Here is a 19815-nt window from a genome sequence, read left to right as displayed (position 1 = left end):
AAAAGTTAAGGATTGATGGAGCAGTTGATTCAGCGAATTAAACAGGAATTTGAAGATCGTTTTGGTGAGGAATATAACCTTATTAAGTCACCGGGGCGCGTTAACTTGATTGGGGAGCACACGGATTATAATGATGGATTTGTACTTCCCGCAGCGGTGGATAAAGCTATTTATTTGGCAATTAATGTTAACGGTACCAATACGTGCCGGTTTTATGCCATTGATAAAGAGGAGGAGTTTGAAACTGATATTTCTGATTCGATTGAGAAATCAGGTCAAGGTTGGCCGAACTATCTTCTGGGGGTAGTAGATCAGCTTAATAAAAGTGGCTACGATGTTTCGGGATTTGATTGCGTCTTTGGTGGAAATGTACCCATTGGGGCCGGAATGTCGTCTTCGGCAGCACTGGAAGGTGGTGTACTTTTTGGATTGGCCAAACTTCATGGGTGGGAAGTTCCACCAGTGGAGATGGCTAAAATTGCTCAAAAAGCGGAGAACGAATTTGTGGGCGTACAGTGTGGAATTATGGATCAGTTTGCAAGCCTGAATGGGAAAGAAGGGTATGCCTTAAAACTGGATTGTCGGACACTGGATTATGAATATTTTCCTTTTAACAGGGATGATCTTCAGATTGTATTGTGTGATACCCAGGTACGCCGCGAGCTGGCCTCGTCGGAATATAATGTCCGCCGCAAACAGTGCGAACAAGGTATTGAAACGTTGCAGCAGTGGGATTCCGATATTGCCAGTCTGCGAGATGTTGAACTTCGGTTTTTACTGAGTCACGAGGAAGATATGGATCCAATTATCTTTAAACGCTGTAAGTTTGTGGTGGAAGAAAATAAGCGCGTAGTTCAGGCTTGCGAAGATCTGCATAAAGGGGATTTGAAATCTTTTGGTCAGCGTATGTACCAGTCGCATGCGGGGTTACAATTGGAGTATGAGGTGAGCTGCGAGGAGTTAAATGTGTTAGTGAGTATTACCCGCGATTTAGAAGGGGTATTTGGCGCCCGCATGATGGGTGGTGGGTTTGGCGGCTGTACCATCAACTTGGTGCAGGAAGAACATGTTGAATCGTTTGCTGATCAGATAAAAGAGCAATATCACAAACAACTGGGTAAAGAAATTAAAATCTATCAGACGAAAGTTTCGGCGGGAACAGACTTAGTGAAACAGTCGGAACTGGCTTCTAAATAATTGTTTGATCTTAAATATACGTATTGATTTATGTCGTTAGACCTTGATAATCACTCACACCGCAGATGGAATCCATTAACAGGAGAATGGGTACAGGTATCGCCGCATCGGGCAAAACGTCCGTGGCAGGGACAGGAGGAAGAAACGCCGGGCAGTGAAAAGCCAGAGTATGATCCTGAGTGCTATTTGTGTCCCGGTAACGACCGAGCCGGGGATGCCAGTAATCCGGAGTATGATTCCACTTTTGTATTTACGAATGACTTTAGTGCTCTTAAGCCAGATGTACCATCCGAGGAGTTGAATACTGATGATCTGTTGGTCACAAAAGGGGAGAAGGGTATTTGCAGAGTTATCTGTTTTTCGCCGCGCCATGATTTAACATTGCCCGAGATGGAGATGTCCCAAATTCGCGATGTGGTTGATCTTTGGGTTAATGAATATACACAGCTGGGCAATCGGGATTACATCAATTACGTACAAATTTTTGAGAATAAAGGAGAAATTATGGGATGTAGTAATCCGCATCCGCATGGACAGATTTGGGCACAACAGACCATTCCCGATGAAGCGTCAAAAGAGTTAAGGCAACAAATTAGCTACTTCGAGGAGCATGGCAAAACTTTGTTATTGGATTATCTGGATGTAGAGCTTGAGCTTGATGAACGTGTTGTGGTCTCCAATGATCATTTCGCTGTGGTTGTGCCATATTGGGCATTCTGGCCTTTCGAAACCTTGCTCATCAGTCGTCGACCCTTTGGCCGATTTACAGATATGACTGAGGAGGAGAAAGATGCGCTGGCTGATATCGTAAAACAGATTACGGTCAAGTATGATAACATTTTTGAAGTTTCTTTTCCGTATTCCGCAGGTTTTCATCCAGCACCAACGGACGGCAAAGATCATCCCGAGTGGCATTTTCACATGCATTTTTATCCGCCATTGCTGCGTTCGGCAACGGTTAAAAAGTTTCGTGTCGGATATGAGATGTTGGGTACTCCACAACGCGACATCACACCCGAAGCCAGTGCTGAACTAATTAAAGATCTTTCAGATGTTCATTATAAAGAGAGGTAGTTATAGGTAACTGTTTTGCTTGAAAAACTTTTGGCAAAACAGGGGTTTAGGGCGATTGATTAGCTTTCCAAAGTAAATATGCCCCCAATTTGGGTAGGGGGGGTATTTTCTCGTCGGTGTTTCTTTTAAAAGTCCGGTAACTACCGGGCTTTTTCTTTTTAAAACAAGTAAATCTTACCTGTTCAAATGCAAAATATATTAAAATAAATATTTTTATAGGTTAATAGTTGACTATATCAACTAAATATATTTATCTTCACGGGTCCTGCTGTTAAACAGAAAATGTATTATGGATTTACATCAGAAATTGTACTGCGAAACAACCGGTTGCCGCATGGCTTATGTGGTTAAAGAAATTATTAAAACGTTAAGAAAGCGTTTTGATGAAGAGGGTATTGAGTTGACTATTGAGCAGTTTTTTATCCTAAATATTTTGGATAACGAAGATGGGTTAATTTTGCAGGAGTTGGCTGATACCCTTGATAGGGATAAATCAGCGATGGTTCGTCACATCGATGGCCTCGAGCAGAATCACTTTGTTACACGTGTAACAGATGAGGAGGACAAGCGGCGAAAGTTGTTGTTGCTTACCAAACCGGGCATGAAGGTATTGGAAAAGGCTCGTCAAGTAGACCAGCAGGTTGACGAAGAAGTAAATAGTACGGTTGAAAATATTGATATGGACAAGTTTGAAGATGCACTTACAAAGATGTATAAATTTTTAACAAGCAAATAGTTGATTATATCAACTTGAATATTTTAAAAATTATCAATCAGTTAACAGGCAAATTTGAAATGAAGAATACGTATCGTTCAGTACAAATATTAATCATTATTGTAGTTGTATTACCACTGTTCATGGTTTCTTGTGGGGAGACGAATCAACAGCAGGGACAACAACAGGTTGAACAATATTCTGTTTTGGAGCTTCAGCCCCGAAGTATCGAATTGAAAAGCAGTTATCCTGCTACGCTGGAAGGGAAGCAGACGGTGGAAGTTCGTCCGCGTGTGCCCGGATATATAACTGAAATGCATGTTGATGAAGGAGACTTGGTATCTAAAGGGCAGGTGCTTTTCACTCTGAATAATGAAGAGTATAAACAAGAGGTGCGTTCGGCTAAAGCAGATATTCAAGCAGCCAAGGCAAGGGTAAGTACGGCTGAAGATGAGGTTGAGCGCCAACAGAATTTGGTTGATAAAGAGATTGTGAGTCAATATCAGTTGCAATCAGCCAAAAATGAATTGGAATCGAATCAAGCAGCTTTGGCACAGGCCGAGTCTCGGCTTAAAAATGCAGAGGTTAATCTGGGATATACCCAGGTTAAAAGCCCGGTTAATGGAATTATTGGAACAATTCCGTATCGCATCGGAAGTTTAGTAAATAGTTCTATATCGCAACCAATGACGGTTGTTTCGGATATTTCTGAAGTTTACGCTTATTTTTCGATGAGTGAGCGCGAGCTTTTGGAGATGGCACAAACTGTTTCTGATGATGGGGGAAATAAAACGGTTCAACAACGTGTAGCAGAAATGCCAGAGGTTAACCTTCTGCTTGCCGATAACACGAAATATGAGCATCAAGGTACGCTTAAGCTTGCCAGTGGATTGATTGATAGAGAAACCGGTTCGGCGTCTTTTCGTGCAACTTTTCCTAATCCTCAGGAGATTTTACGTAGCGGTGGATCAGGAAATGTTGAAATTCCTTTTAACCAGGATTCGGCTATCGTCATTCCCAAAAAAGCGACGTATGAAATTCAAAATAAACGATTTGCATACGTTGTAACAGACAGCAATACGATTGAAAGTCGAGAGGTGTCGGTATTACCTGTTGATACGAAACAACTGTTTGTAGTTGACGAGGGGCTTTCGGAAGGAGGGCGAATTATTGCATCGGGGATTGGTCAATTAGATGATGGGATGACAATTAAGCCCAATCTTGTTGATGCAGATAGTTTGTATCAATCTCTCAAGGATTCTGAATAATCGCCTACAACATAAAAGCTTTATTAGTTTAGAATTTAGATATAATGATTAAACGATTTATACAGCGACCGGTACTATCTACGGTTATTTCTATTATTCTTGTGATTTTGGGATATCTGGGGTATAACGCATTACCTGTTTCATTGTATCCTGAAATTGCTCCACCTACTATTCAGGTGTCGGCGACCTATCCCGGTGCCAATGCGGAAACAGTGCTGAATAGTGTGGTTGCCCCTCTTGAGGAGCAGATAAACGGGGTAGAAGGGATGACTTATATGAGTTCTACCGCGAGTAATAATGGTCGCGCCCAAATTCAGGTTTATTTTGAGCTTGGAACAGATCCAGATATCGCGGCGGTAAATGTGCAAAATCGAGTTTCTCAGGCCAGCAATTTGCTCCCGCAGGAGGTGACACAAACAGGGGTTACGACTCAGAAAGAGCAGACAAGTCGGTTACTCATCTTTACGATGTATAGTCCCAATGGCACACATGATGGCACCTTTTTGGAGAACTATGCCCGGATTAATCTGATTCCAAGGCTGCAGCGTGTTAATGGTGTAGGAACAGCCGATGCCTTTGGGGCAAATACGTATTCAATGCGGATTTGGATGAAGCCAGATAAGATGGCTTCGTACAACTTGGTTCCTTCAGATGTTATAGCGGCATTGAATGATCAGAGTTTTGTGGCAGCTCCTGGCTCTATTGGAGAAAACAGTGGGCAAGCATTTCAGTATACGATGAAGTACAAGGGGCGTTTTTCTACTGCAGAAGAATATGAAGATATTATTATTCGTGAGGGATCAGAAAATGGAGAATTGCTTCGTTTGAAAGACGTAGCTGATGTAGAGCTGGGATCGCAGACCTATAGCGTACACTCTACGGCCAATGGGGGCCCCAGTGTGGGTATGTTTGTATCTAAAACAGCGGGAGCTAATGCCCAGGAAGTGGTCGAAAATGTGAAGGCTGAAATTGAAGCTGCATCAGAAAACTTTCCGGATGACATTGAGTACACGACGGTATTTGACGCCAATAGTTTTCTTACGGCCTCCATTGACAAATTATTTGTGACCTTTTTAGAGGCCTTCATCCTTGTGTTTATAGTAGTATTTGTGTTTTTGCAGGATTGGCGGTCGACCTTAATTCCTGCCATTGCCGTTCCCGTGTCTATTATTGGTACTTTCTTCTTTCTTAACCTGTTTGGATATAGTGTCAACTTATTAACGCTGTTTGCGTTGGTACTGGCCATCGGAATTGTAGTAGATGATGCCATTATTGTGGTAGAAATTATTCATGCCAAACTTGAGGAAGGGGCCGAATCGGGTATGCAAGCGGCTATCGATGGGATGGATGAAATTGCTGGTGCCATCGTTTCCATTACTCTGGTGATGGCTGCTATTTTTGTACCTGTAACGTTTATTACCGGATCTACAGGGGTATTCTTTCAGCAGTTTGGGATTACCTTGGCAACAGCTATTATCATATCAGCAGTGAATGCCTTGACGTTAAGTCCTGCGTTGTGTGCTTTAGTCTTGAAACCCGAGCACAAACATATCGGCGAAAATAAGTCCCTTACCGATCGTTTTGCCATTGCTTTTAATACTGCATTTGATGTGGGAAAATATCGCTATCGTCAGGTGTTGGGATTTTTTACTCGTAATGCCTGGGCTGCAGTAGCGATCGTAATAGGGGCCATATTGGGCTTTGGAGTGCTATTCCAGACCACACCTACGGGATTTGTACCTGATGAAGACCAGGGAACGTTTTTTGCAAATGTAAGCCTGCCAGCTTCCGCTTCATTGGAGCGAACCAAAGAGGTAATGGCCGAAGTTGATGAAATTATGGCTAATACAGAAGTTATCGAATCCCGATTGGCCATTTCTGGATTTGGTATCATTAGTGGATCGGGAAGCCAGTATGGATTTATTGTTGGAAAGCTCAAGCACTGGGATGATCGAGATACCGATGTTAAGGAAGCGATAAATCTACTTCGTCAAAAAACATCGGGTATTAAAGAGGCGGATATCGTTTTCTTTGCTCCACCGGTGATTTCGGGTTTTGGAAACACAAGTGGCTTTACGGTTAATGTTCAAGATCAGTCCAGTGGTTCGCTTGAGGAGCTGGATCAAGTGAGTAAAAAAGTTCAGCAAGAATTGTTTCAACGTCCCGAGGTACAATATGCTACGTCCTATTTTCAGACTGATTATCCGCAATATATGGTAAATGTTGATGTTGCCAAGGCACAGCGGGCCGGATTTTCGGTACAATCTATCATGAATGTTATGCAGTCGTATTATGGTGGACTGTATGTATCCAACTTTACTCGATTTGGTAAACTTTATCGGGTTTATGTTCAGGCCGATGCCGAAGATCGCGGCTCGGAAGAGAGTCTGCAGCAGATTTCGGTCCGTAATCAAAATGGGCAGATGGCTCCTTTGAGTTCGTTTGTAGATCTTGAACGGGTATATGGACCACAAAACGTATCCCGATTTAATCTCTTTAATTCAGTGGAAGTGACTGGTGCTACCAATCCTGGGTATAGTTCGGGAGATGCCATCCAGGCAATTGAAGAAATTTTTGCGGAAGAGATATCCGAGGATTATACCTATGCGTATTCTGGACTTACACGGGAGGAAAGTCAGTCAAGTGGACAAGAGATCGTTATTTTTGCGCTCTGTCTGTTGTTTGTCTATTTCTTGTTGAGTGCCCAATACGAAAGTTATTTGATTCCCTGGGCTGTTATTTTGCCGCTTCCTATTGGTTTAATGGGGTCGTTTATCTTCGCCAATATCTTCGGCGTTGCCAATAATATCTATCTGCAGATTTCAGCCATTATGTTAATGGGATTGTTGGCTAAGAATGCGATTCTGGTGGTTGAGTTTGGGCTTCAGCGGCGCCGAGAAGAGGGCATGAGTATTGTTAAGGCTGCTATTGATGGGGCCGAGGCACGGTTGCGTCCTATCTTGATGACCTCTTTTGCTTTTATCGCTGGTTTGCTGCCACTGGCTTTAGCAACGGGCATCAATGCCAATGCGAATCAATCAATTGGGATAGGTACTGCAGGAGGAATGTTCATCGGTACATTTGTAGGATTGTTGGTCATTCCGGTGCTCTTTATCATCTTCCAAAAATTGCAGGAGAAAATTTCGGGGCCGCCGGAAGTCGTTACAAAGCGTAGAGAAAAAATTCTGAATCCGTGATAAACGAACTAAAAAATTATTTAACTGATTTTATGCTTTCTCGTCATTATTCAACACTCATAGCGGCGCTGGTGATTACGGTTTCACTGTCGTCATGTATCGCCACAAAATCGTATGAGCAGCCCGAGATGCAGACGAAAGATCTGTATCCTTTCGAGCAAGTAGAAATGGATAGCACAACGCTGGCTGATATGCCGTGGCAAGAGGTGTTCAATGATTCCCAATTGCGTGATCTTATTGAAGAAGCGTTGGAAAACAACCTTGAACTCCGGAGTGCTATCGAGCAAATTCGAGTTGCTGAGGCCGATTTCTATCAGGGGCGAATGAGTATGCTGCCAACCTTGTCTTTAGGCGCAAATGCCTCTTATAATGAACAATCTGATAATGCCAACAGTTTGGGGGGCATGGGAACGGGATCCATTCCAGCCAGTGAACGATATTCAGTATCGGCAAGTTCAAGTTGGGAACTCGATGTTTGGGGAAAATTGACAAGCGCCAAGAAAGCAAGCTATGCTGCTTTGTTACAGGCAGAGGCTACTCGTCGGGCTGTGCAAACCCGGCTCATTGCACAAGTGGCAAATACCTACTACCGGTTGTTGGCCCTTGATGAGCAGCTTGAAATTACCAAAGAAACAGTTGAAAACCGCCGACAGGATGTTGAAGCCATCAGGAGTTTGCAGGAAAGTGGGTTAGTAACGGGAGTTTCGTTACAGCAAAGTATTGCCAACCGATATGCCGCTGAGGTGACCTTACCGGAATTGCGTCAACAAATTACAGAACAAGAGCATGCACTCAGCATTTTGCTGGGACGTTCTCCAGGTGATATTGAGCGTAGTAGCTTGGACAAGCAAACAGTTATTGATTCTCTTGCTACCGGCGTACCGGCTCAACTGCTCAGAAATCGTCCTGATATTATTGCTGCAGAGCATTCTTTTCGGAGTGCTTTTGAGCTGACAAACAATGCTCGGGCACAATTTTATCCTTCGTTACAGCTTACAGCAGAAGGGGGATATCAAAGTCTGCAAACTGATGATCTCTTTCAGCCGGGATCCATATTCTATAATCTTATTGCCGGTGTTACCCAGCCGATATTTAACAGGGGGCAAAACAAGGCCCAGTTGAAACGTAGTAAGGCTCGTCAGCAGCAGGCTAAATTGGAACTTCGGAGCACGGTGATAAATGCCAGTAGCGAGGTCTCAAATGCGTTAAGCAAATTTAAAAATGCCGAAGAGAAGAAAGAGTTAACTACAAAACAACTTAACGCCCTTGAAAATGCCGTTGAATACTCACGCGAGCTGTTACAATATGGCGAAGCCAATTACACCGAAGTACTAACAGCCCAACAAAATTATTTATCAGCCCAGCTATCCGATATCAATAATCAATTGCAACAATTAACCGCTGGCGTAGAGCTTTATCGCGCCCTGGGCGGGGGATGGAACAAGAATATCATCCAACAAAATGAAGAAAACTAACTTGAAGTAATTTTGTCTCATAACCTAACCTATAGCACAGTAGCTTAACCACCTACTGTGAATCCCTAACGAGAGTCGCACTGTGAAAGGTGCGGCTTTCTTTTTTAAGTCAGCTAAGTAACAAAATTTTTAGCTACTCACCTAATAGCTCTTCAGGTTGCCATGGATCCGTTCGATCGTTATACGAGTTGAAGATTTGAATAATCTCTTCTTGGGTAATATCAAGATAATCGCCTGTGCTTTGTTCTCTTAGATAATTAATAGTTGCGGCAATTTCAGCAAGACTTAAACGAGCCTTAAATGCAGGCATGGTTCCCCGATACGTTGTTCCATTAACTTCAATATCTCCTGTTAGTCCATCGCGGACAATACGCACGGGAATAGATTTATCACCGGTTATCCATTTTGAATTAACCAGTGGAGGAAAGGTATTGCCGAAGCCTTGCCCATTACTTCCATGACATGAGGCACAGTGTTGGGCGTAAAGATTTGCTCCATTCAGCATGTTCGGATTGCCTTGTTGGTTGACCGGTTTCTCTTCCAATTGCTTTGGAACAGGCATGATCTCCAAGAGTTGTTTTAAATGTTTACTTTGTTGCCGGTGCTGTTGGGCTATCTCTTTATTTCCCCTTTGTTGATGTTCATACTCCATTTGTTGGTGCATGCTTATCATCTGGCTGTACCATTCTCCTGTCATGCGGTCTTGTATTCTGGAGTGCATGGATTGTCTTGTCATTTGTTGCCCCTCACCATCATGATCCATAGTTTGTCTATGATTTGTCATAGTATGATTGTGATTTTCACTCATTTTCTGATGCATCGCTTGGATTCGAGGGTATAAAGTGCGCAGTTCCTGGGGAATCTGGGTGGTATCATGTTGATAGGTTTTCATCAACGTCTCAAATGATTGATGCATCTCATCAAACTCAGTTGCCATTTGCTGTTGTTGAGAAGCGCTCATATGTGAGGAATCTCCGATTTGGCATCCCGTTAAAAAGGCCAACAAAATCACAATAGTGAATGAGAGATATATTTCTGATAGCTTCATAAGCTTATATTCATTAAGATTTGAATACTCATTCCAATAAAAGAAAATGTAAGAGTTCGTTCGACCATCAAAATTAATAATCCTTTTACTGGTAGCGTTAATCAAATATTTTGGTGAATAAAGGTTGTTATCAATGGTAAAAGATGTGTATATTTAGCGCTCTTGAATTGATGTATTGATCAATCCAGATATGGGTGCTTAGCTCAGTTGGTTTAGAGCGCATGCCCGACACGCATGAGGTCACTGGTTCGAATCCAGTAGCACCCACACACAGCAAAGCCTGTTGCCCATTGGGTATTACAGGCTTTTTCATTTTTTAAGAGTACGGTCTCAGCTGCGAAATTGCATCCCGGAAATATTTCGTACATTGAGAACAATGAATTAACGGATACTGGTATATAGACAATGGCCCAACGCAGAGAAGCACGAGAAGCAGTTTTACAAGCATTATATGCTATTGAAATTGGTAAAGGTAAGTGGAAAGATGTGATACAATCGGTTATTAAAAGCCAATTGTCAGATGATTCAGAGACCTTTAAATTTGGAGAACGTCTCTTTTTAAAGATTGTTAATAACCAAGATGAAATTGATGAAGTAATTAAGAATCATCTAAATAACTGGCGATTGGAACGTCTAAATGCGATTGATCGTCTGCTACTTAGAATGGCAATTGCCGAGTTTCTGTTTTACGAACAGATCCCAACCAAGGTGTCTATTAATGAAGCCATAGAGATTGCCAAAAAGTATTCTACTAAGAAGTCCGGTAATTTTATCAACGGTATTTTGGACTCTGCTTTGGAACAGCTGCAGGAAGATGGGCGTATCAACAAAAAAGGACGTGGACTAATTGAGTCGTCTTTTAAATCATAGAGCCTACGAATTGTGAGTGAACGTAAATATATCGCAATAGGTGATATCCACGGTTGTTTTCATAGCATGAAGGCACTCTTGGATAAACTGGAGTCGTATTATGATCGGCAGTTTATTTTTGTTGGTGATTATATTGATCGTGGTCCCGGTTCAAAACAAGTTGTTGATTATCTGTTGGACTTTAAAGAGAACGTTGACTGTGTATTTCTGCGCGGGAATCATGAGCAAATGCTTTTGGATTCCTTTCAAAAGGGCAGCAAGAGTATGTGGATGATGAACGGGGGACGGGAGACGATTAAGTCCTATAACGCAAATGGTGATACACTTTCGTTACCTGAGTCTCACAGAAAGTTTTACGAAAGTACACGCCTGTATTACGAAACGGAGAATTACTTTTTTGTCCACGCGGGATTATCTCCAGCTAAAACGATTGCCGAAAGTATTAAAGATGAAAAGGAGCTACAGGAATTCCTTTGGGAGCGATCACATTTAAATGCCTTCGAAACGCCCTGGGAAAAAACCGTGGTTTTTGGACACACGCCGCGTCCCAAACCAGTACAGAAAGATAAAATGATTGGTATTGATACCGGCTGCGTTTTTGACCGCGTGGGATACGGAAAACTTACCGCGGTAAAATTACCCGAAGAAGAATTTATACAACAGACTGCCCTTGACTGAGCAGTTATTAACTAATTGACTAATATTTTTAATTTACTGTAATACATGAGTTTACGATGTGGAATTGTAGGGCTTCCGAATGTAGGAAAGTCTACTTTGTTTAATGCGTTAAGTGATGCCGGTGCTGATGCCGCAAATTTCCCGTTTTGTACAATTGATCCCAATGTAGGAGTAGTTCCCGTTCCGGATGAGCGGTTAGATACCCTTTATGATATCGTTGGATCGGAAGAAAAAATACCAACCAGTGTTGAGTTTGTCGATATTGCGGGATTGGTAAAGGGGGCATCAGAGGGCAAAGGAAAGGGCAATGCGTTCCTTTCTCATATTCGTGAAGTCGATTTGATTGTTCACGTTGTTCGTTGTTTTGATGATGATAATGTGGTTCATGTCGAAGGAGATGTAAATCCCACTCGTGATGTACATATCATCGAAGACGAGCTTATTTTAAAGGATCTTGAGTCGGTAGAGAAGCGTCTGGAAGGGCTTAAACGCGATGCCAAAAGTGGCGAAAAAGAGGATATCCGCCGCATGGAGATCGTACAACGCCTAAAAGAACATCTCGAAAATGGCAATGCCGCACGAACTTTTGATGCCGGTGACGAGGAGCGAAAAGCTTATAAAGAGCTTTTCTTATTATCAGAGAAGCCAGTGCTTTATGCGTGCAATGTGTCAGAGGATGATCTTAATTCGGGCAATAAATGGGTAGATGAAGTCAGAGACATTGCTGCACGTTTTGATGATGAGGTTGTGACATTCTGCGCCAAAATTGAAGAGGAGATTGCGGAGCTTGATGAAGAAGAACGAGCGATGTTTTTAGAAGAGCTTGGGGTTGAAGATGCCGGCCTGGAGCGACTCATTCGAGCGGCTTACAAAGAACTTGGGTTAATTACTTATTTCACAACCGGACCAAAAGAAACGCGAGCCTGGACCGTTCGAAAAGGAGCCAAAGCTCCAGAAGCTGCGGGTGTCATTCACAGTGATTTTGAACATGGATTTATTCGTGCTGAAACAGTTAGTTATGAAACGTATAAGGAGCTTGGTTCCGAAAAAGCGGTTAAAGATGCCGGCGAAATGCGTCAGGAGGGTAAAGATTATATCGTGCAGGATGGCGATGTGATGCTATTTCGGTTTAATGTATAAACTAATACGGCTATAATTTACGCTCTTTTACAGCATACGGTTTGCTTTCTGGTGGTGTCTTTAGTTTAATATTGTTCTATCAACAGTTAAGCTAAAGCCCACAAAAATGTTTTGGTCACTTACCCGAAAGCTACTACTCTTTTTATCAGTACTTCTTTTTGTTGCTGGATGTGCCGACGAGCCTAAGTCACATGTCAATAATGTTGATGACGCCCGTGAGCTGTTAGTTCAACAGCGGGAACAGGCGTTACAGCAGGTAGAACAAGAAGTCACTTCCGAAAGTATCCAAAAGTTGATTACGCTTGGACTTTGGGATGAAGCCGAATCTTATCTGTCGGAGGTTGAGCAAACCGACATCCCGATGGCGCTTGTAGAAGCACGTCTGTTGATCAAAAAACATCAATATACAGAAGCTGAGCAGATTGTATCATCTGTTTTACAGAACCAGCCCGATAACCGCGAAGCATTGTTGTTACAGGCTGAGCTCGATATCCAGGCCTGGAGGCTGAATCACGCAGATCAAAAAGCGAAAAAGTTATTGGGATTAGAGGCAAAAGATCCAGAAGCTGGATTTATTCGAGGAAAGATTGCGCTACTAAATCGCAATTATAACGGAGCGTTACAGTGGGCCCAAAAAATACAACGGTGGGATTCCAATTTTGCCGGTGGATATTGGCTTGAATCGGAAGCACATTTTTGGTCTCAAAACCCCCAAAAGGCTGAAGCACCCTTGCAAAAAGCGTTATCTATTGCTCCTTTTGATGCCGATGCCCGTTTCAGCTATGGATACGCGATTTGGCGTAGGGTAGATGCTACCCAACTCGATAATATGGCAGCGCAATGGAATTTAGCGTTGGAGGTAAATCCATTGCACTACCTTACGCATTGGCATTTTGGCAACGGTCATACCAACCTAACGTATGCAGATTACACACAACCCACCGACAGTACGGTCCGTAGCTTATTAGATAAAAGTGAGGGACTAATTGCAGAAAATCAGCTTGAAGAAGCTATTGAGATCACCCGTACGGTGGGAGGGGAATATCCCAAATCTATATTGCCGGCTATGACACGCGGATCTATTTATTATATGGCTTACGATAGGGAACGCGATACACGATTAGATTCAGCTCAAGCAATTTTTGAACGTGTCTTAGAAGAGAAACAGAATTATGGTCCAGCCCATAATGGATTGGCGGCGGTTATCAAACAGCGGCAATTTGAGCAGCTGGATGAATTTGAAGCGCTGGAGGATTCTATAGCGCAAACACCGGTACCGGCTACAGGCGGCGTTTTTTATGATGTGTTTCCTGATGCGCAATATTATCCCGGTGATCGGGTAACGAAAATGATTGCCCAGCAAATTGGTCCAAGTAAGGCATATTTACCTATGATTGATAAATTTGGATCTGACTTTGCCATTCCGCCATTACATATTGATTTGGCCGAGGCGATGGATAACAACTACTTTCGGTATGGTACTACTTTTGATAATCGCCAGTGGATGGATATCCGCGGTGTTGGCAGTGGGGCTACGGGCATTGAGTATCTTGAACGAGGCGCTCATCTGGAGCGGAACGTGTTGGCGCATGAGTATGCCCATTTGTATCATGGACGAATTTTGACGGATCGCGAAGATCGACGTATTCGAGCTTTATACTATGATGCGATGAGAAATGATCATACACTCGATTATTACGCGGCCAACAATGAGAGCGAGTTTTTTGCTCAAGGATATGCAGGATTTTTATCAGAGAAAAAGGTGCACCCACTGAATCACAAATCAATGAATACTCGGGAATATATTCGTGAAAAAGATCCGAACTTTTATGCTTTTTTGGATTCTCTGTTGAGCAAGCAGCAAGAGTATCTGTCGGGTAACGAGGAGGTCTTCGATGACAACTGGGCGCAAACCTATCTGGCGCTCGCAGAACGTTCATCAGATGCGTCAAAGGCTCATCTTGATACGGCTCTTTCTTATAGCGCTGATTATATACCGGCTATTTTAGAATATGCAGAAGTAGAGGCTGAGGAAGGAAATTTTAACATAGCTGATAAACAAGTAGCCAAGGCCAGGTCGTTGGATTCGAATTATGCCCCGGTATATGTAACTGAGGCTGAGGTGTTACATCAGAAAGGATTACGTGGAGAATTGTCTTTTGATGATTCTATAGAGCGGCAGGCTTCGTTGTTTGATGAAGCTGAAAAGCTTGAAAAGGATTTAGCCGAGCGTGCTCAACTAAACCGCATTCAGCGCGATCGTTATTATCAATATGGACAAATGGGTAAGGCACTGGAAGTTGCTAAACAATATGTCGAGGAGGGGCCTACCATTTCAACGTATTTACGTGACCGGAAAGAAGAAGCCGAAGCTGATTATTATGTGATGCGAAGCGGTATTGGCTATTCTGCTGAAGCGATTGGTTTTTTCGAGTCACTGGTGGACCAGAATCCTCAAAATTTTTCATACCGCTTGATGTATAGCGATGCATTAATTAAAGCGAAACAGCTGGAGAAAGCGGAATCAATACTACAGGAAGGGCAGCGTATTTTGGAGTCGGCCGGAAACGAGCGGGCTGATTATGCGTTGCGTAGAGCACATGTTCACCTGCAAAATAATGATAGAGAGCAGGCAAAAAAGATGTTGGTTCAAGCACGAACCAATAAGCTTAATGTCGAAGATCAGTTATTGAAAGCACGGCTCTTGCTGAAATTAGATCAAGTGGAAACTGCCGAAGAAATCATCAATTCCATTGACGTAACGTTACCTGTAGAGCAGGCTTCACTTAATTATACAAATGCCTTGTTAGCCGTAAACAGTGGTAATGTTGAAAAAGCGAAATCAGTGTTGAGAGAAGCCCTGTCAAAAAATCCGTACCATTTGAAAGCAAGGGTCTTACTGATGTCGATACTTGATGATGAGGGCAGGGAAGAGGAGAAATCAGAATTAATGGATGAGAGTGATCAACTTACAGTTCCATTGGGTCCCGATTTCATGGAAGCAATTTAAAAGTTGCTCAGTTATCTTCGGTGTTTAGCGAATCTGCCGATAGTGGCTCAGGTTTTTTGATTTGAAACGTTGCCGTATCAGCGGGGACGTTGGCAGGTTCAATACGATCATGTACCACCCAGGCATCGGGATACTTAGGCTTGATTAGGCGCGAAAATTGGTTAGCCTGATTACGCTGTTGGAAATCACCGATATGAACTTTGTAATAGGGTTGACGGAATGAGACATATGCATCTGCCGAGTAACCAGTAATAGTTGTATCAGCCCACATACGAAATGAGTTGGCAACAGAATCAGCATACTCTACCTTTCGGGTCGATAAAATTTGAATACGAAATCCGTCATATGGGTTTCTGTTTATTTCCTCTTTCGAAGAATCTGCTTTCAAATATATTTCCGGAATATCCTGCTTTTGGGTAAGATAAACATGATTCAATTGACTGCGGGTATTATCCAAAAGGGCAATAGCTTCAGAGTCTGAAGTTTCTTCTTCTGTTACAATAGGTTTGTCCTGCTCTTGGGTAGTTTCTTCGGTGCTTTTACAGCTTATCAAAAGTCCCACCGCAATCGTTAAAAGAATTGTGATCCAAAATGTGCGAAACATGGTATACAGTTTTTTTAGTAACCGACAGGGTGCCAGGTTGTTTTTGTTTCTTGGAAATCAGTAATGAAATAGGGCGATTGGGCTTCATCAGAAAGCCAATCATCTATCGGTTTGTACCGAACTCTTTTAAGATTTGTAGTTGTATTTTCATCAATTTGTTTCCTTTGTTCTGGATCAATATCAGGATCTGTATAAAAGAAAGCGTTAACATCTTTATGGGTTGTCATGTGTTCCAAGAGCTCATCACGATGGCCCGTAAGAATGTTTACCACTCCGCCGGGTACGTCTGATGAATTAAGAACCTCTGCAAAACTGACTGCACTCAATGGATACTTTTCGGATGCCAGAATAATACAAGTATTGCCACCAATAATGACGGGTGCCATCACGGAAACCAATCCTAAAAGGGGGCGATCTTCGGGCGCCCAGATATTGACGACACCGGTGGGTTCGGGCATTGAAAAATTAAAGTGTGAGCTTGCAACAGGATTTATCGTACCGAATACTTGCTGATATTTGTCCGACCAGCCTGCATAGTAGATCAGGCGATCGATGGAGGCGATCACTTCTTCTTTGGCTTTTTTGGTTTTATAGCCAATGGTTTCGAGCTCTTCTATAAATTGTGCCTTTCGGGTTTCGAGCATCTCGGCAATGCGATACAAAATTTGTCCGCGGTTGTAAGCGGTACGACCATTCCACCCGGCCTGTGCTTTGCGTGCAGCTACAACAGCATCCCGAACGTCTTTTCGGGAGCATTGGCAGGCGTTGGCCAAAATATTGTCATCGCCGTCGTAGACTTTGTAATATCGTCCCGATTCGGTGCGTGGAAAATTACCGCCCACGTATGTTTTATAGGTTTTCGAAACTTCTATTCTGTCAGACATAACAATAAATTTGGATAGAACACGGATTTAGCTGATCTAACGAATTTTCACAGATTAATCTGTGATTATCTGTCTAATCCGTGTTATTTGTGTTCAATTATAATTCTATTTCAATTTCACATAAGGATACAATCCCTGCAGCCCACCTTCGCGACCTTCGCCGCTTTCTTTATAGCCGCCAAATGGTGAGGTGGGATCAAATTTGTTATAGGTATTTGACCAGACCACGCCATTGCGGATTTTGCTGCCGGTTTTAAATATTTTGGAACCTTTATCAGTCCATACCCCGCCGGCCAATCCATAGGGCGTGTTATTGGCTTTTTGGATACCTTCCTCAGCTGTTCGGAAGGTCTGGATCGTAAGTACTGGTCCGAAAATCTCTTCCTGAACAATCCGATTTGATTGTGCTACATTAGTAAAGAGGGTAGGGCGACAAAAATATCCTTTCTCTGGAATTTTACACTTACTTTGGTACATATCAGCGCCTTCATTTACGCCAACCTCCAGGTACTCATTAACTTTATTATATTGTTGCTCGGAGTTGATGGCACCGATATCTGTGTTTTTATCTAACGGGTCGCCCACAATAAGCGTATCCATGCGGTCGCGAAGCTTTTGAATTACCTTGTCAGCAACACCTTCCTGTACAAATAGCCTTGATCCTGCGCAGCATACATGTCCCTGGTTAAAGAAGATCGCATTGATAATACCTTCGACCGCCTGATCTAAAGGCGCATCCTCAAAAATAATGTTAGGTCCCTTTCCGCCTAATTCAAGCGTATAGCGTTTGTCGGTACCTGCCAGTGATTTTTTAATAATTTTTCCAACCTCAGTAGAACCGGTAAAAGCAATTTTGTCGATATCATCGTGGTTGACAATAGCTGAGCCCGTTTGTCCAGCCCCGGTAACAATATTAACTACGCCATCAGGGAGGCCGGCATCCCGACAAAGTTCTGCAAATTTTAGTGCAGTCAGCGATGTTGTTTCAGCCGGTTTCAGTACAACCGTATTTCCTGTTGCCAGGGCGGGAGCTATTTTCCAGGCCAACATCAATAAGGGGAAATTCCAGGGAATAACCTGTCCTGCCACCCCTAAAGGTTCAGCCCTTTTGCCGGGGAAAGCATAATCGAGTTTGTCGGCCCAACCTGCATAATAGAAAAAATGCGCAGCTGCCAAGGGAATATCCACATCGCGGGACTCTCGAATAGGTTTACCTCCATCCATACTTTCGAGAACGGAAAACTCACGGGCCCGTTCCTGGATGAGTCGGGCAATGCGGAAAATATACTTACCTCGTTCTTTAGCGGGTAACGTAGACCAGCGTTTATCAAAAGCTTTACGTGCTGCTTTTACCGCTTTATCAACATCTTGTTGTGTTGCCTCAGCGAAAGAGGTTAGTTTTTCTTCCGTGGCCGGATTTAAGGAGTCGAAATAGCGTCCTTTTTCGGGAGCCACAAATTCGCCGTCAATAAAAAGCTCATACTGATCTTTATATTCTGCAAAGTCAGCACTTTGGGGAGCATCATCATACTCCCATAACCCATCAAAATTTAATTTAGAACTGGGGGATGACGGTTTATAAGGCTTTTCTTCTATCGTTTCTTGATCAGCTGTTTTTGTATTCTCAGACATATTCTTGAACGTATTATTTCAAACTAATTAGTACAAATGACGGTTACGTAGGATCGCTTCTGTTAGTCATTTGAAAAATAATCGGCGCTTTGATAGACACCTGTTTTTTGTTTAACGATTTGCATCAGCAGGTCGTTTGTTAGTGAGCTGGCTCCAAAACGGAAATATTCGGGAGTCAGCCAGTCTGTTCCCAAGGTTTCTTTGACCAGTACCAGGTATTGAATAGCCTGTTTGGCTTTTCGGATGCCGCCCGCCGGTTTCATGCCCACCATCCGTCCGGTATCGTAAAAATAATCTCTGATGGCTTCCAACATTACGAGTGTCACCGGTTGGGTGGCCGCAGGTTTCACTTTTCCGGTGGATGTTTTAATGAAGTCAGCTCCGGCATGCATAGCTAAGTCGCTGGCCTTCCGGATATTTTCATACGTTTGCAGCTCACCAGTTTCTAAAATGACTTTGAGATGCGCGTCACCACAAGCTTCTTTAACGGCAGAAATCTCATCATACACATAGCTGTAATTGCCCTTAAGAAACTCACCGCGCGAAATAACCATATCCACCTCATCGGCGCCGTCTTCAACTACCTTTTTTGTTTCTTCAAGTTTAGCTTCGAGGGTCGTCATTCCGCTTGGGAAAGCTGTTGCTACGCTGGCAATATTGATGTCGGTACCGCGGAGTGCTTTTTTAGCTACACTCACCATATTTGGATACACGCAAACCGCAGCAACGGTGGGTAGATCCGGCATAGCGGCGTGCGGCTTTTTGGCCTTTTGACACAGTTGAATCACTTTGCAAGGCGTATCCATTCCAGCCAGAGTTGTCAGGTCGACCATCGATAATGCCATCGTTAGCGCTTGAACTTTAGACTCCTTTTTAATGCTTCTTGAATTTAGTCGGGCGACCCGCTCCTCAACGCCCACTTCATCGATGGGGGTTGTTTTTGCTATATCTGAAATATTCAAAATAGGTTGTACTTGATTTATGCTTCGTGATGGATATTACCGTTTAAGGAAACATATAAAT

General features: G+C 43.0%; 15 protein-coding genes and 1 tRNA gene. 11 read left to right on the top strand and 5 right to left on the bottom strand.

Going from position 1 to position 19815, the window contains the following annotated elements; all coding sequences use genetic code 11:
• Window positions 1-15 precede the first annotated feature (15 nt).
• The 6 genes from AAFH98_RS12260 (at window position 16) to AAFH98_RS12235 (ending at window position 8926) form a co-directional block, all read left to right on the top strand.
• Complete coding sequence (locus AAFH98_RS12260; RefSeq protein WP_342523009.1) at window positions 16-1197, top strand: galactokinase; 1182 nt, start codon at window positions 16-18, stop codon at window positions 1195-1197.
• Between the two features lie 30 nt (window positions 1198-1227).
• Window positions 1228-2271 (top strand): UDP-glucose--hexose-1-phosphate uridylyltransferase, encoded by a 1044-nt coding sequence (locus tag AAFH98_RS12255; RefSeq protein WP_342523008.1) that lies wholly within the window; start codon window positions 1228-1230, stop codon window positions 2269-2271.
• A gap of 289 nt (window positions 2272-2560) precedes the next feature.
• Entirely contained in the window at window positions 2561-3007 is a 447-nt protein-coding gene (locus tag AAFH98_RS12250; RefSeq protein ID WP_342523007.1) for a MarR family winged helix-turn-helix transcriptional regulator, read from the top strand.
• A 59-nt stretch (window positions 3008-3066) separates the two neighbouring features.
• Window positions 3067-4254 (top strand): efflux RND transporter periplasmic adaptor subunit, encoded by a 1188-nt coding sequence (locus AAFH98_RS12245; RefSeq protein ID WP_342523006.1) that lies wholly within the window; start codon window positions 3067-3069, stop codon window positions 4252-4254.
• A gap of 44 nt (window positions 4255-4298) precedes the next feature.
• Window positions 4299-7451 carry an efflux RND transporter permease subunit gene (locus tag AAFH98_RS12240; RefSeq protein ID WP_342523005.1) on the top strand — a complete coding sequence of 1051 codons (3153 nt, stop codon included), beginning with the start codon at window positions 4299-4301 and terminating at the stop codon, window positions 7449-7451.
• Window positions 7448-8926 carry an efflux transporter outer membrane subunit gene (locus AAFH98_RS12235; RefSeq protein WP_342523004.1) on the top strand — a complete coding sequence of 493 codons (1479 nt, stop codon included), beginning with the start codon at window positions 7448-7450 and terminating at the stop codon, window positions 8924-8926. Before AAFH98_RS12240 ends, AAFH98_RS12235 begins: the two co-directional genes overlap by 4 nt.
• Window positions 8927-9059: 133 nt before the next feature.
• Here the strand turns inward: AAFH98_RS12235 and AAFH98_RS12230 are convergent, their stop codons facing one another.
• A complete protein-coding gene (locus AAFH98_RS12230; protein ID WP_342523003.1) occupies window positions 9060-9974 on the bottom strand; it encodes a c-type cytochrome in 915 nt (304 codons plus the stop codon).
• Window positions 9975-10166: 192 nt separating this feature from the next.
• Between AAFH98_RS12230 and AAFH98_RS12225 the strand changes: the two genes are divergently transcribed.
• The 5 genes from AAFH98_RS12225 to AAFH98_RS12205 all read left to right on the top strand — a co-directional run bounded on the left by AAFH98_RS12225 (window position 10167) and on the right by AAFH98_RS12205 (window position 15672).
• Window positions 10167-10241 (top strand) — tRNA-Val (locus AAFH98_RS12225).
• Between the two features lie 138 nt (window positions 10242-10379).
• Window positions 10380-10844 carry a transcription antitermination factor NusB gene (nusB, locus tag AAFH98_RS12220; protein WP_342523002.1) on the top strand — a complete coding sequence of 155 codons (465 nt, stop codon included), beginning with the start codon at window positions 10380-10382 and terminating at the stop codon, window positions 10842-10844.
• Between the two features lie 12 nt (window positions 10845-10856).
• Window positions 10857-11522 carry a metallophosphoesterase family protein gene (locus tag AAFH98_RS12215; RefSeq protein ID WP_342523001.1) on the top strand — a complete coding sequence of 222 codons (666 nt, stop codon included), beginning with the start codon at window positions 10857-10859 and terminating at the stop codon, window positions 11520-11522.
• A gap of 45 nt (window positions 11523-11567) precedes the next feature.
• Window positions 11568-12662 (top strand): redox-regulated ATPase YchF, encoded by a 1095-nt coding sequence (gene ychF, locus AAFH98_RS12210; protein WP_342523000.1) that lies wholly within the window; start codon window positions 11568-11570, stop codon window positions 12660-12662.
• A 106-nt stretch (window positions 12663-12768) separates the two neighbouring features.
• Complete coding sequence (locus tag AAFH98_RS12205; RefSeq protein ID WP_342522999.1) at window positions 12769-15672, top strand: tetratricopeptide repeat protein; 2904 nt, start codon at window positions 12769-12771, stop codon at window positions 15670-15672.
• A 7-nt stretch (window positions 15673-15679) separates the two neighbouring features.
• Here the strand turns inward: AAFH98_RS12205 and AAFH98_RS12200 are convergent, their stop codons facing one another.
• The 4 genes from AAFH98_RS12200 to deoC form a co-directional block, all read right to left on the bottom strand.
• The gene (locus tag AAFH98_RS12200) at window positions 15680-16276 is read right to left on the bottom strand and encodes an SPOR domain-containing protein (protein WP_342522998.1); all 597 of its coding nucleotides are present in this window, start codon (window positions 16274-16276) and stop codon (window positions 15680-15682) included.
• A gap of 14 nt (window positions 16277-16290) precedes the next feature.
• Window positions 16291-17160, bottom strand: coding sequence for an aldehyde dehydrogenase family protein (locus tag AAFH98_RS12195; protein ID WP_342522997.1), 870 nt, complete (start codon window positions 17158-17160; stop codon window positions 16291-16293).
• Between the two features lie 105 nt (window positions 17161-17265).
• On the bottom strand, window positions 17266-18792 hold the full coding sequence (locus AAFH98_RS12190) for an aldehyde dehydrogenase family protein (protein WP_342522996.1): 1527 nt from the start codon (window positions 18790-18792) through the stop codon (window positions 17266-17268).
• A 62-nt stretch (window positions 18793-18854) separates the two neighbouring features.
• The gene (gene deoC / locus AAFH98_RS12185; protein ID WP_342522995.1) at window positions 18855-19754 is read right to left on the bottom strand and encodes a deoxyribose-phosphate aldolase; all 900 of its coding nucleotides are present in this window, start codon (window positions 19752-19754) and stop codon (window positions 18855-18857) included.
• Window positions 19755-19815: the final 61 nt, after the last annotated feature.

The sequence above is a fragment of the Fodinibius sp. Rm-B-1B1-1 genome (assembly GCF_038594945.1).
Classification (GTDB): Bacteria; Bacteroidota; Rhodothermia; order Balneolales; family Balneolaceae; genus Fodinibius; species Fodinibius alkaliphilus.
The sequence above is the reverse complement of the archived record's forward strand: the minus strand, read 5'-3'. Positions and strand labels throughout refer to the sequence as shown.

What these genes read in the sequence shown, in the direction of transcription:
- AAFH98_RS12260 (WP_342523009.1), top strand. Translation starts at nt 16, where the DNA reads ATGGAGCAGTTGATTCAGCGAATTAAACAGGAATTTGAAGATCGTTTT.
- AAFH98_RS12255 (WP_342523008.1), top strand. Translation starts at nt 1,228, where the DNA reads ATGTCGTTAGACCTTGATAATCACTCACACCGCAGATGGAATCCATTA.
- AAFH98_RS12250 (WP_342523007.1), top strand. Translation starts at nt 2,561, where the DNA reads ATGGATTTACATCAGAAATTGTACTGCGAAACAACCGGTTGCCGCATG.
- AAFH98_RS12245 (WP_342523006.1), top strand. Translation starts at nt 3,067, where the DNA reads ATGAAGAATACGTATCGTTCAGTACAAATATTAATCATTATTGTAGTT.
- AAFH98_RS12240 (WP_342523005.1), top strand. Translation starts at nt 4,299, where the DNA reads ATGATTAAACGATTTATACAGCGACCGGTACTATCTACGGTTATTTCT.
- AAFH98_RS12230 (WP_342523003.1), bottom strand. Translation starts at nt 9,974, where the DNA reads ATGAAGCTATCAGAAATATATCTCTCATTCACTATTGTGATTTTGTTG.
- nusB (WP_342523002.1), top strand. Translation starts at nt 10,380, where the DNA reads ATGGCCCAACGCAGAGAAGCACGAGAAGCAGTTTTACAAGCATTATAT.
- ychF (WP_342523000.1), top strand. Translation starts at nt 11,568, where the DNA reads ATGAGTTTACGATGTGGAATTGTAGGGCTTCCGAATGTAGGAAAGTCT.
- AAFH98_RS12205 (WP_342522999.1), top strand. Translation starts at nt 12,769, where the DNA reads ATGTTTTGGTCACTTACCCGAAAGCTACTACTCTTTTTATCAGTACTT.
- AAFH98_RS12200 (WP_342522998.1), bottom strand. Translation starts at nt 16,276, where the DNA reads ATGTTTCGCACATTTTGGATCACAATTCTTTTAACGATTGCGGTGGGA.
- AAFH98_RS12195 (WP_342522997.1), bottom strand. Translation starts at nt 17,160, where the DNA reads ATGTCTGACAGAATAGAAGTTTCGAAAACCTATAAAACATACGTGGGC.
- AAFH98_RS12190 (WP_342522996.1), bottom strand. Translation starts at nt 18,792, where the DNA reads ATGTCTGAGAATACAAAAACAGCTGATCAAGAAACGATAGAAGAAAAG.